Below are 14,536 nucleotides of genomic sequence, written 5' to 3'. Positions count from 1 at the left end.
ATGCCGATGCGGAAACATGACATGCCTCAATCTTGACACAAAGCGGCCAGCTTCGCGCCTCAGCCGCCGTGGCGCTCAAGATCCTGCGGCAGCATGCCTGCAAGCGGGCGGCAGGCATAGGCACTGTCCTGCTCGGGCTGGGGCTGGTTCTGGCGCAGTTCGGCCGCACCTGCCGCCACGGCCCGCCAGGCTGCCTGCGCCAGCGCCTTGCGGCTGGGAAAGTCATCGGGGTCGAGTGCGGGGTGCAGCAGCACGGTTGCGCGCATGGAGCGCCATTTGAGCAGCTGCCACACATGCGGCCCGAGTTCCATGTCGCCATACCACGCAAAGACCGGGCGACGGGCGTGGTTGACCGGCAGGCCCTCGAGTTCGTCATACACGACCGAGACCGGCTGGATCAGCGGCGTCATGCCCGGGCGGGCGGCAATGGCGGCGGCCTCGCTGTCAGGCTCGACCGGCCCCTTGCCTTTGGGCAGGCGCGGCGGCTTGGCAATGGCGAAGAAGGCGGACAGGAAGGGCAGCACGCGCGAGCCATCCGATGATGTTCCTTCGGGGAACAGGATCAGGTTGTCGCCTTCCACCATCAGGCGGTGCAGCATCTCGTCGCGCTCGCGCCCCGTGGTGCTGCGCTGGCGGCTGACGAATATGGTGCGGCCAATGCGCGAGACCAGCCCCATGATGGGCCAGCCCTCGATATCGCCCTTGGCCACGAAATTCGATGGCAGCACCGTGCCGAGCACCGGCACGTCAAGCCATGTGGAGTGGTTGGAAACATAGATGACAGGCCGCTCGCCATTCTGGCGCGCCCTGCGCCCGCCCACGCCACCGGCCCTGCGCCCCACCACGCGGATGCGCAGCGACAGAAGCAGGCACAGCCCGCCCCAGACCATGCGCGTCCAGCGGATCTTGGCAGTGCCGGGCACGAGCAGCAGCACCGCCTCGAACCCGACCGAAAGCGGCACCCACACCGTAATGGCCGCAAGCCGCCCCACGGCGCGCGCTGTCCGGGCATATTCACGCAGGCGGCCCGAGGGCATGACCGTGGTCGTGGCAATGGCCACGGCCGCCGCCGAGCCCGGGCTGGGCGCAATCACCTGCCGCGAGGCCCGCATGGCGGATCGGGAGATGGCGGGCGACGGGGAACGGCGCCGGGTCAGGCGGCGGATGAAATCGGCGATCATGCGGCTATCCATAGCCCGCCATCATGGCGTGCGACAATATGGGACAGACGGGCGGGCAGCCCGGCGTGTCCTGCACGCCACGCCTGTCATGACACGCCCCCTCTCCCGTTGGGAGTGCGGAATGACCGCGTGAAACGCCACCTGTACACTGGACCTCACCCGCCGACCCGTTCATGCTGGGGGTTGATCCTGGAGGAGAATTTCCCATGTCCGCACGCAGCCGTCGCAGCGTCCTTGCTGCCGCGACCGCCTTCTCGCTCCTTGCCGCCATGGCCCCTGCGCCGTTGCGGGCGGCCGACGAGGTCCTGAACGTGCTGACATGGTGCGACCATGAAGACCCCGAACTGCTCGGCCCGTTCGAGCAGGCCAACAAGGTGCGCATCCACTTCAAGGATATCGACGGCACCGAGGCCGTGCGCGGCATCCTGCGCCAGGCACAGGCCGGTGACTGGGATGTGGTGATCATGGAGGAGACAGCCGCCCCGCAACTTGCGGCGGCAGGGCTGCTTGCCCCGCTCGACCCGGCGGATTTCCCCACGACAGACATTCCCCCCGCCATCGCCAGCCCTGCAAGCGGGTCGTATCAGGGGCAGCTTTATTCCGTGCCGGAAAAATATGGCTTCCATGCCGTGGCCTTCAACCAGACCCGCGTTTCCGCCGCAGACATGGACGACATCAACGCCCCCTGGCAGCCCCGCTATAACGGGCGCATCGCCATCTATGACAGCTACCTGCCCATCCTGTCCTACGTGGCGCTCGCACTCGGCCTTGACCCGGCCCATCTGACCGAGGCCGACCTGCCCGCCCTGCACGACAGGCTGGCGGCGCTGCGCGCAAGCGCCACCCTGGTGGGCGACACCGCCAGCGTGCAGCAGGCCCTGGCCGACGGGCAGGTGGATATTGTAGTGGGCGGCGGCGGCTGGACCACGGCAGGCGTGGACGAAGGCGGCACCGTGACAACGGCCGATGCCCATGCCCCGCAGCCCCGGCCGGACCTGACCTTTACCGTGCCCCGGCAGGGCGGCATCCGCTGGCAGCATGGCATCTCGATTGTCGAGGCCTCGCAGCGCAAGGCGCTGGCGCTGGCCTTTGCCAGATACCTGCGCACGCCAGAGGCCCAGGCACGGCTGGCCACGTCATCGTGCTACTGGGGCATGCCCGCCAATACGCGCGCCCCGCTTGATGATACCACCCGCACCGCCCTGCACTGGGCGCAGCAGCCCGCCTATATCGCAGCGAGCCACACCTTCCCCATCGTGAATGACGCCATGGATGCGAAGCTGCGCGCGCTGTGGGCCGACGTGATGAAGAATGCTGCGGACGCCAACCCGCCTACGCCTGCCACCATGGCCACACCGCAACCCGCGGGCGATGCGGCCACGGCGGAGGCTCCGGCTTCTCAGCCGTAATGCCGTAGGGTGCCGGGGCGGCCGAGCACGCGCTCGGCCAGCAGGCCGAAGCCAAAGCCCATGCTGCCCCACAGCACAAGCTGCATGCCCAGCGCCGCCTCACGGAAGTGCCACAGCACCTGGGCGGGGAAGTTGTCCGGCACTTCATTGACGGTGGGCAGCGCCCATTGCAGCAGGCCTGCCAGCACCACAAACGCCACCCCGCCGCACAGGCTGGCGTTCCAGTTGCCCAGCCTTGCCGCAAGCCGCCGCCCGGCCAGCACCGCCATGATCAGGGCGCAGATGGAAAAGACCACCATCTCGAAATAGGCTGCCGTGCGCAGGCCAATCGTTTCATGATTGCCCACGCCGGGCGGGTTGGCGGGGTATTTGAGGTCAGGCACCAGCACCACGGCCAGAAAACCCGCCCCCGCCAGCAGCATGGCCAGCATGCGCGGCGAGAAACGGCCAATACGACCATAGGCGGTGGCGAATACCAGCGCGAACACCCCGCCATAGGCCGCGCCATACATGACCGCCGCCGTCAGCAGCCCTGCCGTGGCCTGCACCGCGCGGCTGACGAGTTCCACCTCCGGCGGCTCGCCGGCGGCAGCATCCATCGCAGCTTCATAGCCGATGGCAAGATTGACCTGGGGCTCGCCAAACACACGCGCGAAGAGGAAGGCAAGGCAGGCGGCCACAATACCGGCCAGCATGCCACGCAGCAGCAGGCGACCGGCCATCAGGCCATGCCCCGGCGTGAAGGGGAGGAAAGGATGATCATGATGGCTGTGCTCCTGTCGCGAAAGCGCGTCCCGTAACGGAAATGAGGCTTGTGCACTGTCCTGACTTCCGCATGGTCCCTGCGGCGCACAGTGGCGCAACCGTGCCGGCATTCGACCGGCTCCCCCCACCGCGGCAGGGTGCGCGGGCTGTCAATACCGCGCGGACGTGCCAAGTCAATGTTGGTGCGGCGCACGGGCATGAGGGCAGCGGGCACCAGCAAACACCGCTTTTTTTGAAAAAAGGCGGCGCCCAGAAACTTTTACTATTGAGCCGCAGGGCCTGCGGGCAGCGATACCCTGGTGGCCCGGCCCTGCGCAGCCTGCCACTGCCTGAGCGCATCAAGCGTTTTGCTCACATGACCTGAAGGCGAAAGCGCGCTGTAGGCATAGATCACCTTGCCATCAGGCGCGATGACATAGGATGTGCGACTCGCGCGGTTGAGCAGCGGCAGGCGGCTGTCATACTTGCGCGCGATCTCGCCATGCGGGTCGGCGGCCACGGGAAAGCGGCCATGCCCTTCACTGACCGAGAAACGGTCCAGCGTGGGCATATCATCGGTGGAAACGCCAATGACCGTGGCGCCCAGCGCCTTGTACTGGTCCATGGCATCAGCAAAATCATGCGCTTCTATGGTGCAGCCACGGGTGAAGGCGGCGGGGTAGAAATACAGCACTACCGGCCCCTGCTTGAGCGCATCGGCCAGCCGAAAACTGAACTCGCTGCCATTGCGTGTGGCCTGGGCATCGAACAGGGGGGCCTGGCTACCCACCGGCAGGGCCGCGCGCGCGGGGGAGAAGCAGATGAACCCCGCAAAGGCCACCAGGCCCACCAGCGGCAGGCACAGCCCCGGCAGCGCCCCGCGTGGGCGCCTGTAAAAATACCTCATGTTTCCTCACACCCCGTTACAGAGGCCAATGCCATCATGTGGCAGGCGGCAGAACCTGACAGCCTGAGCCGCCCAGCCTCTGGCACAACTGCTGCGCAGCATCGTGCGAAAGGCCGATCAGCCTTGCACGATAGACATGACCATGCCCGGATGCAACGCTTGCAACCTGCGTGCGCACGCCGTTGAGCGAAACCTTGGCCCGCGCCTGCCCCGCCGCGTGCTCCGCCTGCCCGGCCGAGCCATAGGCCCCCACCTGCACGCTCCAGTCATGCCCACCGGCCATGCTGATCACGCCAGGGTGCTCGCCCGCAGCCGACATGGGGGCCTCGCCGGTCTGCTCACGCGCACGCCAGGCGGCCCGCACGGCGGACGCCTCGGGCGAGGATGTATCGGGCGCGCGCCCCCTGGGCACGGATGCCAGCAGCTGCCGCCCCCGGCTGCGGCTGCCCCGGCTGTTCTGGGCGGCCTGCGCGCGGGCCATGGCGCGCGCCTCGATCAGCAGGTCGGCCTGCGAGCGGTTGACCGGCGAACTCCCCGCGATGCGCGGCCCGATGGCGGCCACGTAGTCGCGCGTTTCCTTGGGCAGGGTATGGTAGTGATCGACAAAATCATCGAGCCGCCCCGGCCCGCTATTATAGGCGGCCAGAAAGCCGGGCGAGCCGTAGATGTCATACATGCCGCGGATATAGGCGGTGCCCGCCGTGATGTTGTCATGCGGCTCGAAGGCGTCGGGGCCAAGATTGTAGCGCGTGCGCATCTCGTCATAGGTGGGCGGCATCAGCTGCATCAGCCCCATGGCGCCGGGCAGCGAGGTCACGAACTGCCCGTTGCGGTAAAGCTGGCCACCCGACTCGCGCTGCATCACCTCGCGGATCCACACCGCAGGCACGTCAAAGCGCTGCGAAGCCTCGTTGATGTAAGGCCCCCACGGGTCATCGGGCGGGCCGGGCGGGGTGTAATTGGAATGGGCACGGGCGCGGTAGGACTCGGCCTCGTGAATCATCTGCTCTTCGCTCATGGTGCCCGCGCCATTATGGGCGCAGGCCGCAAGCGCGCCCGCAAGCCCAAGCGCCAGCCAGCGCAGGAGGCTGCGGGGCGATGGACCCGATGGTCTGCCTGTCCGATGACCTGCCTTGCCGGATGCTGCGTATGCCTGCGCTACTGCCATGTCGTGCCGTGATCCTGCTCATGCCCGCGCACCCGTAAAGGACGTGCCGACATGGCCCGCCCGGCAGGGAACGGGCGCCGCACCATAACAGCGTGGTTCAGGCTTGTGCAATCCTGCCTGCCGCCACCGTGGCGTGGTGGCGGCAGGACGGTTCCGGCGTGGTTATTCCTCGATATAGGTGGCCGGGTCGCCGCCGGTGCGGTGGCTCGGGGCATCGAGGGTGGCGAGGTCGCGCATGTCCTCATCGGTCAACTGGAAGTCGAACACGCGCAGGTTGGCGCGCATGCGCTCGGGGTGGGCGCTTTTGGGAATGGGCACCGAGCCCGTCTGCACCACCCAGCGCAGCATGACCTGCGCGGGCGTGCGGCCATGCCGCTCAGCCACGCGGGCCAGCGTGGGGTCTTTCAGGATCTCGCCACGCCCCAGCGGGCTCCAGGCCTGCGTGAGAATGCCCAGCTTGCCATCAACTTCACGCTGTGCCGCCTGCGCGAAATCGACATGCATCTCGATCTGGTTGACCGCGGGGGTCACGCCCGTTTCATCCACAAGGCGCTGCAGGTGCTCGGGCAGGAAGTTGGATACGCCAATGGAGCGCACCCGCCCCTCCTTCTGCAGGCGGATCATCGCCTTCCAGCTTTCCACGTACAGATCCTTGGTCGGCAGCGGCCAGTGAATGAGATACATATCGATATAGCTCATCTTGAGCCGCTCGAGGCTGGCCTCGAAGGCACGCAGCGTGCTGTCAAAGCCCTGTTCGGCCCCGCGCAGCTTGGTGGTGACAAAGATATCTTCCCGCCCCACATCATAGCTGAGGAGGCCGGTGCCCACCCCGCTTTCGTTACCGTAACGCGCGGCCGTGTCGAACAGGCGGTAGCCCGCGTCGAGCGCCTCGCGCACGGCGGCCTCGGCCTGGGGGTTGTCGAGGGGATAGGTGCCAAACCCGATTGCGGGGATATTGCGTCCGTCATTGAGGGTCAGCAGGGGGATGGTGGTCATGGTCGTTCCTTCGCCTGGCGCCCCGGCGTTGCATGGTGCCCCGGCGCAAGGGCGGCAGGGTGGCGACCAGGCCGGGGCAGGACGTGTCGCCGTCTGTCACCCTAACGACATCACGCGGCTTTTGTTTTATGCCCAGTTTTCAGGACTGGGCTGCATGTGGTTCATTATCAGCACCAGACGAGGACCGAATGACCGATACATCCGCCGACCTGCACCACAGCATCCTGACCCTCGATACCCATGTCGATATTCCATGGCCCGACCGGGGTGACTTCGCCACCGGCGCGCCCTCGCGCCGGGTGGACCTGCCGCGCATGCGCGCAGGCGGCCTGCGGGCGGCGTGCCTCGTGGCCTATGTGGGCCAGGGCGCGTGCGATACGGACGGGCATGCGGCCGCCTCGGCCCGCGCGCTGGCCATGCTGCGCGTGATCAACGATGCGGGCCGGGTCGAGGGCGTGCGCGTGTGCGATACGGCGGCAGGCGTGCGCGCGGCGTATGAAGCCGGCGACATCGCCATCATCCCCGCCGTGGAGAACGGCTACGCGATGGGCGACAACCTGTCACTGATCGGGCAGTTCCGCGCGCTTGGCGCGCGTTACATGACGCTGACCCATAACGGCCATAACAGCCTGGCCGACTCGGCGCGCCCCATGCACCACCTCAACGACCCCGAAAGCCTGCATGGCGGCCTGTCGGCGCTGGGCCGGGCAGCCATTGCCGAGATGAACCGCACCGGCATGCTCATCGATGTGTCGCACACCGCGCGCGACACCATGATGCAGGCGGTCGAACTCTCGCGCGCGCCGGTCTTTGCCAGCCATTCCTGCGTGCGGGCGCTGTGCGATCACCCCCGCAACCTCGATGATGGCCAGCTTGATGCGCTACGCGCATGTGGCGGCGTGATCCACATCACCGCGATGGACGCCTTCCTGCGCCCGCGCGACGTGCGCGACATCCGCCCCGTCACGGTGGCGGATTTCGTGGACCATATCGATTACGCCGTGCAGCGAATCGGCATCAAGCATGTCGGCATCTCATCGGATTTCGATGGCGGCGGCGGCATACGCGGCTGGGCCGATGCCTCGGAATCGGGCAACCTCACCGCCGAACTCCTGCGCCGGGGCTATGACCACGCCCAGATCGCGGCGCTGTGGGGCGAGAACTTCCTGCGCCTGCTCGACCAGGCCGACACGGTCGCCCGCACGACCGCGTGAACGCAAATCCCGCCCGCTCTGGATCAGTCGCGCCCAAACGGGTATATCCTGTGCCGAATTAACGAATACAGGATAAAACATGACCACCAGCACCGACTACAAGGTCAAGGACATCTCGCTCGCCGAGTGGGGCCGCAAGGAAATCTCGATCGCTGAAGGCGAAATGCCCGGCCTGATGGCCCTGCGCGCGGAATATGGCCCCACCCAGCCGCTCAAGGGCGCGCGGATCGCAGGCTGCCTGCACATGACGATCCAGACCGCCGTGCTGATCGAGACCCTGACGGCGCTCGGCGCCGAGGTGCGCTGGTCGTCATGCAACATCTTCTCGACGCAGGACCAGGCCGCCGCCGCCATCGCGGCCACCGGCGTGCCCGTGTTCGCCTGGAAGGGCCTGACGGAAGACGAGTTCAACTGGTGCATCGAGCAGACCATTCATGGGCCCGATGGCTGGACGCCCAACATGATCCTCGATGATGGCGGCGACCTGACCGTCATGATGCACGACAAGTATCCCGAACTGCTCGAGAACGTGCGCGGCCTGTCGGAAGAGACCACCACCGGCGTGCACCGCCTGTGGGAGATGGAAAAGAAGGGCACGCTGAAGGTTCCGGCCATCAACGTCAATGACAGCGTGACCAAGTCGAAGTTCGACAACCTGTATGGCTGCCGCGAAAGCCTCGTTGACGCCATCCGCCGTGGCACGGACGTGATGATGGCCGGCAAGGTGGCCGTGGTCGCCGGTTATGGCGACGTGGGCAAGGGTTCCGCCGCATCGCTGCGCAACGCGGGCTGCCGCGTGCTCGTGACCGAGGTCGACCCCATCTGCGCGCTGCAGGCCGCGATGGAAGGCTATGAGGTCGTGACGATGGAAGAAGCCGCCCCGCGCGGCGACATCTTCGTTACCGCCACGGGCAACATCGACATCATCACCATCGAGCACATGCGCGAGATGAAGCACCGCGCCATCGTGTGCAACATCGGGCATTTCGATTCCGAGATCCAGATCAATGCCCTGCGCAACTACACGTGGGACAACATCAAGCCGCAGGTCGATGAGGTCGTCTTCCCCGATGGCAAGCGCCTGATCGTGCTGTCCGAAGGCCGCCTGGTGAACCTTGGCAACGCCACGGGCCACCCCTCCTTCGTCATGTCCGCGTCGTTCACCAACCAGACGCTGGCGCAGCTCGAGCTGTGGCAGGCGCCTGAGGGCAAGTACAAGAACAGGGTCTACACCCTGCCCAAGCACCTTGATGAAAAGGTGGCCTTCCTGCACCTGGCCAAGGTCGGGGCCCACCTGTCGCGGATGTCGGACGAACAGGCCAAATACATTGACGTGCCGGTCAACGGTCCGTTCAAGAACAAGGACTACCGCTACTAAGGCCAGCCATACGGCCTGAAAGGCCCGGCACCTGCCGGGCCGATTTGATGGAGTTGAAAGATACCATGAGCATTTTTGGTACGATCCTGTCCAAGATTTTTGGCAGCCACACCGCTGCTGCCGCCACCCCGGCGGCAACCCCCGCTGCAGCCCCCGCCGCCGCGACGCCTGCCGCTGCCCCCGCAGCGCCGGCCCAGCCGGTTGACGTGGACGCCGTGCTGAGCGCGCTGGCCGCCAAGAACCCCGAGAAGCTGAACTGGCAGACCTCGATCGTTGACCTGATGAAGCTACTCGGCCTGGACAGCTCGCTTGCCGCGCGCAAGGAACTGGCCACCGAACTGCACTACAGCGGTGACATGAACGATTCCGCTTCCATGAATGTCTGGCTGATCAAGCAGGTCATGCAGAAGCTTGCGGCCAATGGCGGCAAGGTCTCCCCCGACCTGATGAAATAAGGCACGGTTGCCTGAAGCGGGCGGACGCGTGGCCTATGGCCGCCGCCCGCCCGTTTTCATGTCAGCCACCGCCCGGACTCGACAGCCGCAGCAGGCGGCATGATGGAGGGACAAGCGATGGAAACCGTTCCCGACTTTCCCGCAGTGGACGCCACCGCCATGCCGATGGAGGGCAGACCGCCCGCCTCGTCCATCTCGAACGGGCTGGTCTGGGCCGTTGGCTGCCAGTCCGGCCACCGCCCCGTGCGCCTCAATGATGAGCAGATTGCGCGGGCGCTTGAAGGCGGCTCACCCGACACCCCCGATTCATGGGTCTGGCTGCATTACGATATCGTTCACACCGCCAGCCGCGCCCATATTCAGGCCATACCCTGCCTGCCCGAGGAAGTGCGCCTCGCACTCGGTAGCACCGATCGTGGCACCAATGTCGAGGCGGAAGGCGACATCGTGTACGGCGCGCTGCCCGGCTTTGATGATGCCATGTCGGAGGATGACAAGAACCTCTCCGCCTGGCGCTTTGCCGTGCTGCCCGACCTGCTCATCACCACACGCCGCCAGCCGGTGCCCGCGCTTGGCGTGGTGTACCGCGCGTTGCAACGCAATGAATCCTTTGATTCGCCTGCCGAGGTCGTGGACCACACGCTGCTGGAATTCGCCGATACCGTACGGCGCAACATTGCCATGCTCGATGACCAGCTCGACCGCGCCGAGGACCTGCTGCTGACGCTGGACCAGCACACCGATTTCGGTCGCATCAGCGGGCTGATCGGGCGCGTGCGTCGCCGCTCGACCGAATTGCGGCGCGTGATCTCGCCCGTGGACCGCATCTTCCACAACGAAGACCTTGAACTGCCCGAATGGGCGGAAGATGACATACGCGACCGCTCGCAGCGCCAGATCCATGCGGCCCTTGATGACCTTCTGGCCCTGCAGGACCGCGCGCGCTCGCTGCAGGATGAACTGGCATCAGGCCAGGCGGAAGAAACCAACCGCCGCCTTTATACCGTCTCCATCGTGACCACGCTCATGCTGCCTGCCACCTTCGTCACCGGTTTCTTTGGCATGAACACCGGCGGCATGTTCCTGGCCTCGGGCGGGTTGGGCACGGTGGAGGCAGGGGGCATCTGCTTCATCTTCATGATGATTACGTGGTTCCTGCTCAAGATCATGAAGCTGCTGTAAACACGCCCCGCTTCAGCCTGCCGTATCATCCTCGCCATCATGCTGCGGCAGGGTGAGCGGATCAGGCAGATCGGTGGGAACGGGCTCGGGGCGGGGCGTTTTCCGGGCATCCGGGTCAGGCTGCGCCTCGGGCGGCGAACTGACACCAGGCGCCGGGTAGCGCGCGCCTTCGCCATTGTTGGGGCCAGATTTTTCAGGGTCATCATGCGTCATGGCGTGATCCTTCCCATCATCCATCACCACGCCAACGCCTGTGGCGCCAGCGGGTTGCCCCTGTGGGGCAGGACGGCGGGGGGAAACAGCCTGAAACGACGAAAGCCGCCTTATGGCGGCTTTCTCGTAACCAACTGATTTTTTATAATCTGGAGCGGGCGATGGGATTCGAACCCACGACCCCAACCTTGGCAAGGTTGTGCTCTACCCCTGAGCTACGCCCGCGCTCCGTGTCGGTGAAGCGGTTTTTACGGTAAACCCGTAGAGGCCGCAAGGGGGAAAAATACGTTTTCCGAAGTTTTTTTTCATCCCTCCACAAGGCGGTTGCGACTGTAGCGGGGAATGCCAATCTATTGCACAACAATGAACCGGCAGGACGGGCCATGCGCGAGCAGCCCGCCCGCGCATGCCGCCAGACCGACAGGATATACGACCATATGGACTACATCATCGGCCAGACTCCCCGCCCTGACAGTTCCGGCCCCGCGGGCGCTGCACCTGGCGGCGGCCCCGACCCGGTCATGGACGGCACGCAGAACACCTTCATGCACGACGTGGTGGATGCAAGCCGCGACATGCCAGTGCTGGTCGATTTCTGGGCCACATGGTGCAACCCGTGCAAACAGCTCACCCCGGTGCTGGAAAAAGTGGTGCGCGCAGCCCGCGGGCGCGTGCGGCTGGTCAAGATTGATGTCGATGCAAACCGCGCGCTGGTGCAGCAGCTTGGCCAGATCGGGCTGCCGGTGCAGTCAATCCCGCTCGTGGCCGTGTTCTGGCAGGGGCAGATCCTGGACATGATGCAGGGTGCCAAGCCCGAAAGCGAAGTGCGGCGTTTTGTCGAGAATGCCCTCAAGGCCGCAGGTGGCGGCGCCCTTCCCGCAGCCGAACTGATCGAGGCCGCCCGCAAGGACATGGCCGAAGGCCGGGCGGAAGCAGCGGCTGGCCTGTTCTCGCAGGTGCTGGAAATCGAGCCCGAAAACCCTGCCGCCTGGGGTGGCCTGACCCGCGCGCTGATCGAGATGGGCGATGACGAAGGTGCCGAGACCGCGCTGGCTGACGTGCCCGCCGCCATTGCCACCCATGCCGAGATAACGGGGGCAAGGGCAGCGCTTGACCTCAAGCGCGAAGGCCGCAAGGCGGCGGAGGAAGCCGAGGGAATCCGCGCGCGCATTGCCGCCAACCCCAAGGATTACGCCGCCCGCTTCGAGCTGTCGGTCGCGCTGAACGCCGCGGGCAAGCGGGCCGAGGCTGCCGATGAACTGCTGACCATCATGAAGGAGGACCGGCAATGGAATGATGATGCCGCCCGCCTGCAGCTCATCCGCCTGTTCGAGGCCTGGGGCCACACCGACCCCGACACCGTGGCCGCGCGGCGGCGCATGTCCTCTCTGCTGTTTTCGTGACGCGGCATGACGAAAGCGGGGTGGTCGTCATTCATGACGACATCCCGCGCCGCATCCCGCTGGTAAGCGAAATGACGCTGGCGGATTTCCCCGCCGAGCTGGGCCTGTTCCCGCTTGATGAGGCCCTGCTGCTGCCGCAGGGGCGGCTGCCGCTCAACGTGTTCGAGCCGCGCTACATCGCGCTGGTGGAGGACGCGCTGGCGGGTAACCGGCTGATCGGCATGATCCAGCCCCGCCTGCTCAATGGCATGGACGACACCCCGCTTGAGGATGAAGCCGATGACCCCGGCATGGATGATGGCTACAGCCACACCCCGCCGCTGTACAACATCGGCTGCGTGGGCCGCATCACCGCCATGACCGAGCGGGCGGATGGCACCTACGCCATCACGCTCACCGGCATTGCGCGTTTCCGCCTGCTGCGCGAGACGGGGCTGCGCCGTGGCTACCGGGTGGCGCGGGTCGATACCTCGTCCTTCGTGTCCGACCTGACCGACGTGGAAGATGACATCCCCTTCGACCGCGAGGGGCTGCTCAACGCGCTGCATGATTTCTGCGAGGCACAGGGCGTGAGCACCCAGTGGGACGCGCTGCACCAGATGGATGATGCCGCCCTGCTGGTCACCCTGCCCATGATCTGCCCGTTTGGCACCGGCCCGCGCCAGAAAATGCTCGAAGCCCCTACGCCTGCCGACCGCGCGCGCATCCTGCGCGACCTGCTGGAAGGGACTGGACATGAACCCGATGAGGGTGCATCCCCGGCATAATCATTACCCACCGCAACCTGCATGGAACCCGCCACCATGACCGAAAAGCCCCTCGCGCCGCCCCTCGACCCCCGGCTGCTGTCCATCCTCGTCTGCCCCGTGACCAAGGGGCCGCTGGTCTATGACCGCGAGGCGGGTGAACTGATCAGCAAGCGCGCGGGCCTGGCCTTTCCCGTGCGCGACGGCATTCCCATCATGCTGCCCGATGAAGCCCGCAGGGTGGATGCCTGAACATAACGCCGCCTTTTTGAAATAAAGGCGGCGCCCAAAAACTTTTCTCTTTCTTCAGCCTGCTACCGTGGGCACGGCCATGCCATCAATGAGCCGCACATCGCCCAGCCATGCGGCGGCCAGCACGCGCGCGGGCGTGCCGGGCGGGCAGGTGGCCAGCGGCTGCAGGCTGGCTGCGTGGCGCAGTTCCACGTAATCCACCGGGCCGAAGCCCGCCGCGCGTAACTGTTGCGCCACCCGCTCCAGCGCCGTGGCCACATCCGCGCCAGCAGCGATTTCGTCCGCGCAGGCGGCAAGGGCACGCGGCAGGGCCACGGCCACCTGCCGCTGCGCATCGCTCAGCCGCCGGTTGCGTGAGGAAAGCGCCAGCCCGTCCGCCTCGCGCAGGGTGGGGCAGGATACGATCTCGATAGGCAGGTCAAGATCGGTCACCATGCGGCGCACGACCTGCACCTGCTGGAAATCCTTCTCGCCAAAAAAGGCGCAGTCGGCCAGCGTCTGCATGAACAGCTTGCACACGACCGTGGCCACGCCATCAAAGTGACCGGGGCGGGCGCCACCGCACAGCCCCTCCGACACGCCCGATACGCTGATGCGCGTGGCGAAGCCTGGCGGGTACATCTGCCCCACGGTGGGGGCATAGAGCAGGTCCACCCCGGCCCCGGCAAGGAGCCGCCCGTCCTGTTCAAGCGTGCGGGGATAGGTTGCCAGATCATCGGCATTGTCGAACTGGATGGGGTTGACGAAAACAGTCGCGATCACCCGGTCCGCCTGCGCGCGCGCCGCCTGCATCAGCGAAAGATGCCCTTCATGCAGCGCGCCCATGGTCGGCACCACGCCCACGCGCGCGCCTGCCTTTTTCCATGCACGGACATGCGCGCGCAGTTCAGCCACGGTGCTTACGGTTTCCATCAGCGGCAACTCCCCTGTTCGTGCCCCGGCGTGCCACGGGCTTCATGCCTGTGCGGCTTACCATCTTTTGGCCGTAACAGGCGAGGGGCGGGGCGCGTGCACATCCCTTCACGCGGGGCGTGGTGATGGCGGGGCTTTTCTGCTAGGCTGGCGGCTGCGTCGTGCAGGAGGTTTTTTTGGCCCGTTTTCTTCCCGTTCTTGGCATCTGTGCCATCGTGCTGTCACTGGCCGCCTGTGCCACCAACACGCCGGGATCGGTCAAGGACCGCTCGACATGGGCACGCTGGGGCTATGCCGAAGGGGTGAAGAACGTCGCCTCCCACTAAACCCGCCCCACGCCCCTGCCCGGCGCGGAACCGACACGCTTTCCTCAGTT

Annotated in this window: 16 protein-coding genes and 1 tRNA gene; 9 read left to right on the top strand and 8 right to left on the bottom strand. The window is 66.1% G+C overall.

The window, feature by feature from the left end; translation table 11 throughout:
• Positions 1-59 precede the first annotated feature (59 nt).
• Positions 60-1,181 carry a lysophospholipid acyltransferase family protein gene (locus R5N89_RS01225; protein ID WP_244192107.1) on the bottom strand — a complete coding sequence of 374 codons (1,122 nt, stop codon included), beginning with the start codon at positions 1,179-1,181 and terminating at the stop codon, positions 60-62.
• A 206-nt stretch (positions 1,182-1,387) separates the two neighbouring features.
• On the opposite strand from R5N89_RS01225, the gene R5N89_RS01220 reads away from it, so the two are divergent.
• The gene (locus R5N89_RS01220; RefSeq protein WP_110567941.1) at positions 1,388-2,590 is read left to right on the top strand and encodes a PotD/PotF family extracellular solute-binding protein; all 1,203 of its coding nucleotides are present in this window, start codon (positions 1,388-1,390) and stop codon (positions 2,588-2,590) included.
• Here the strand turns inward: R5N89_RS01220 and R5N89_RS01215 are convergent.
• The 4 genes from R5N89_RS01215 to R5N89_RS01200 all read right to left on the bottom strand — a co-directional run bounded on the left by R5N89_RS01215 (position 2,581) and on the right by R5N89_RS01200 (position 6,405).
• Positions 2,581-3,312, bottom strand: coding sequence for a CbtA family protein (locus R5N89_RS01215; RefSeq protein ID WP_110567939.1), 732 nt, complete (start codon positions 3,310-3,312; stop codon positions 2,581-2,583). The two genes, R5N89_RS01220 and R5N89_RS01215, sit on opposite strands and share 10 nt — an antisense overlap.
• 305 nt (positions 3,313-3,617) lie before the next feature.
• Positions 3,618-4,241 carry a peroxiredoxin gene (locus R5N89_RS01210; RefSeq protein ID WP_110567937.1) on the bottom strand — a complete coding sequence of 208 codons (624 nt, stop codon included), beginning with the start codon at positions 4,239-4,241 and terminating at the stop codon, positions 3,618-3,620.
• 34 nt (positions 4,242-4,275) lie between these two features.
• Positions 4,276-5,409 carry a lytic transglycosylase domain-containing protein gene (locus tag R5N89_RS01205; RefSeq protein WP_110567935.1) on the bottom strand — a complete coding sequence of 378 codons (1,134 nt, stop codon included), beginning with the start codon at positions 5,407-5,409 and terminating at the stop codon, positions 4,276-4,278.
• Positions 5,410-5,571: 162 nt separating this feature from the next.
• Positions 5,572-6,405: an aldo/keto reductase gene (locus tag R5N89_RS01200; RefSeq protein ID WP_110567934.1), complete on the bottom strand. Its 834-nt coding sequence runs from the start codon at positions 6,403-6,405 to the stop codon at positions 5,572-5,574.
• A 188-nt stretch (positions 6,406-6,593) separates the two neighbouring features.
• On the opposite strand from R5N89_RS01200, the gene R5N89_RS01195 reads away from it, so the two are divergent.
• The 4 genes from R5N89_RS01195 to R5N89_RS01180 all read left to right on the top strand — a co-directional run bounded on the left by R5N89_RS01195 (position 6,594) and on the right by R5N89_RS01180 (position 10,634).
• Positions 6,594-7,619 (top strand): dipeptidase, encoded by a 1,026-nt coding sequence (locus tag R5N89_RS01195; RefSeq protein ID WP_110567932.1) that lies wholly within the window; start codon positions 6,594-6,596, stop codon positions 7,617-7,619.
• 79 nt (positions 7,620-7,698) lie between these two features.
• Positions 7,699-8,997, top strand: coding sequence for an adenosylhomocysteinase (gene ahcY / locus R5N89_RS01190; RefSeq protein ID WP_110567930.1), 1,299 nt, complete (start codon positions 7,699-7,701; stop codon positions 8,995-8,997).
• Positions 8,998-9,062: 65 nt separating this feature from the next.
• Entirely contained in the window at positions 9,063-9,452 is a 390-nt protein-coding gene (locus R5N89_RS01185; RefSeq protein WP_110568079.1) for a DUF3597 domain-containing protein, read from the top strand.
• A 99-nt stretch (positions 9,453-9,551) separates the two neighbouring features.
• Positions 9,552-10,634 carry a transporter gene (locus R5N89_RS01180; protein WP_110567928.1) on the top strand — a complete coding sequence of 361 codons (1,083 nt, stop codon included), beginning with the start codon at positions 9,552-9,554 and terminating at the stop codon, positions 10,632-10,634.
• 12 nt (positions 10,635-10,646) lie between these two features.
• Here R5N89_RS01180 and R5N89_RS01175 read toward each other — a convergent pair whose 3' ends face one another.
• Positions 10,647-10,847: a hypothetical protein gene (locus R5N89_RS01175; RefSeq protein ID WP_110568077.1), complete on the bottom strand. Its 201-nt coding sequence runs from the start codon at positions 10,845-10,847 to the stop codon at positions 10,647-10,649.
• Between the two features lie 150 nt (positions 10,848-10,997).
• Positions 10,998-11,072, bottom strand: a tRNA-Gly gene (locus tag R5N89_RS01170).
• A gap of 212 nt (positions 11,073-11,284) precedes the next feature.
• Between R5N89_RS01170 and R5N89_RS01165 the strand changes: the two genes are divergently transcribed.
• Genes R5N89_RS01165 through R5N89_RS01155 form a run of 3 tightly spaced genes read left to right on the top strand, consistent with a single transcriptional unit; the run spans position 11,285 to position 13,248 of the window.
• Entirely contained in the window at positions 11,285-12,250 is a 966-nt protein-coding gene (locus R5N89_RS01165) for a tetratricopeptide repeat protein (protein ID WP_110568075.1), read from the top strand.
• The gene (locus R5N89_RS01160; protein ID WP_110567926.1) at positions 12,247-13,017 is read left to right on the top strand and encodes an LON peptidase substrate-binding domain-containing protein; all 771 of its coding nucleotides are present in this window, start codon (positions 12,247-12,249) and stop codon (positions 13,015-13,017) included. The genes R5N89_RS01165 and R5N89_RS01160 overlap by 4 nt, the downstream gene beginning before the upstream one ends.
• A 36-nt stretch (positions 13,018-13,053) precedes the next feature.
• Positions 13,054-13,248 carry a Trm112 family protein gene (locus R5N89_RS01155; RefSeq protein WP_110568073.1) on the top strand — a complete coding sequence of 65 codons (195 nt, stop codon included), beginning with the start codon at positions 13,054-13,056 and terminating at the stop codon, positions 13,246-13,248.
• Positions 13,249-13,302: 54 nt separating this feature from the next.
• On the opposite strand, the gene panC is transcribed toward R5N89_RS01155, so the two are convergent.
• Positions 13,303-14,160, bottom strand: coding sequence for a pantoate--beta-alanine ligase (gene panC / locus R5N89_RS01150; RefSeq protein WP_110568071.1), 858 nt, complete (start codon positions 14,158-14,160; stop codon positions 13,303-13,305).
• 176 nt (positions 14,161-14,336) lie between these two features.
• On the opposite strand from panC, the gene R5N89_RS01145 reads away from it, so the two are divergent.
• Positions 14,337-14,486 (top strand): hypothetical protein, encoded by a 150-nt coding sequence (locus tag R5N89_RS01145; protein ID WP_019087433.1) that lies wholly within the window; start codon positions 14,337-14,339, stop codon positions 14,484-14,486.
• Positions 14,487-14,536 lie beyond the last annotated feature (50 nt).

Source organism: Komagataeibacter sucrofermentans DSM 15973, from assembly GCF_040581405.1.
Classification (GTDB): domain Bacteria; phylum Pseudomonadota; class Alphaproteobacteria; order Acetobacterales; family Acetobacteraceae; genus Komagataeibacter; species Komagataeibacter sucrofermentans.
This window is presented reverse-complemented; position numbering and strand designations above follow the sequence as displayed.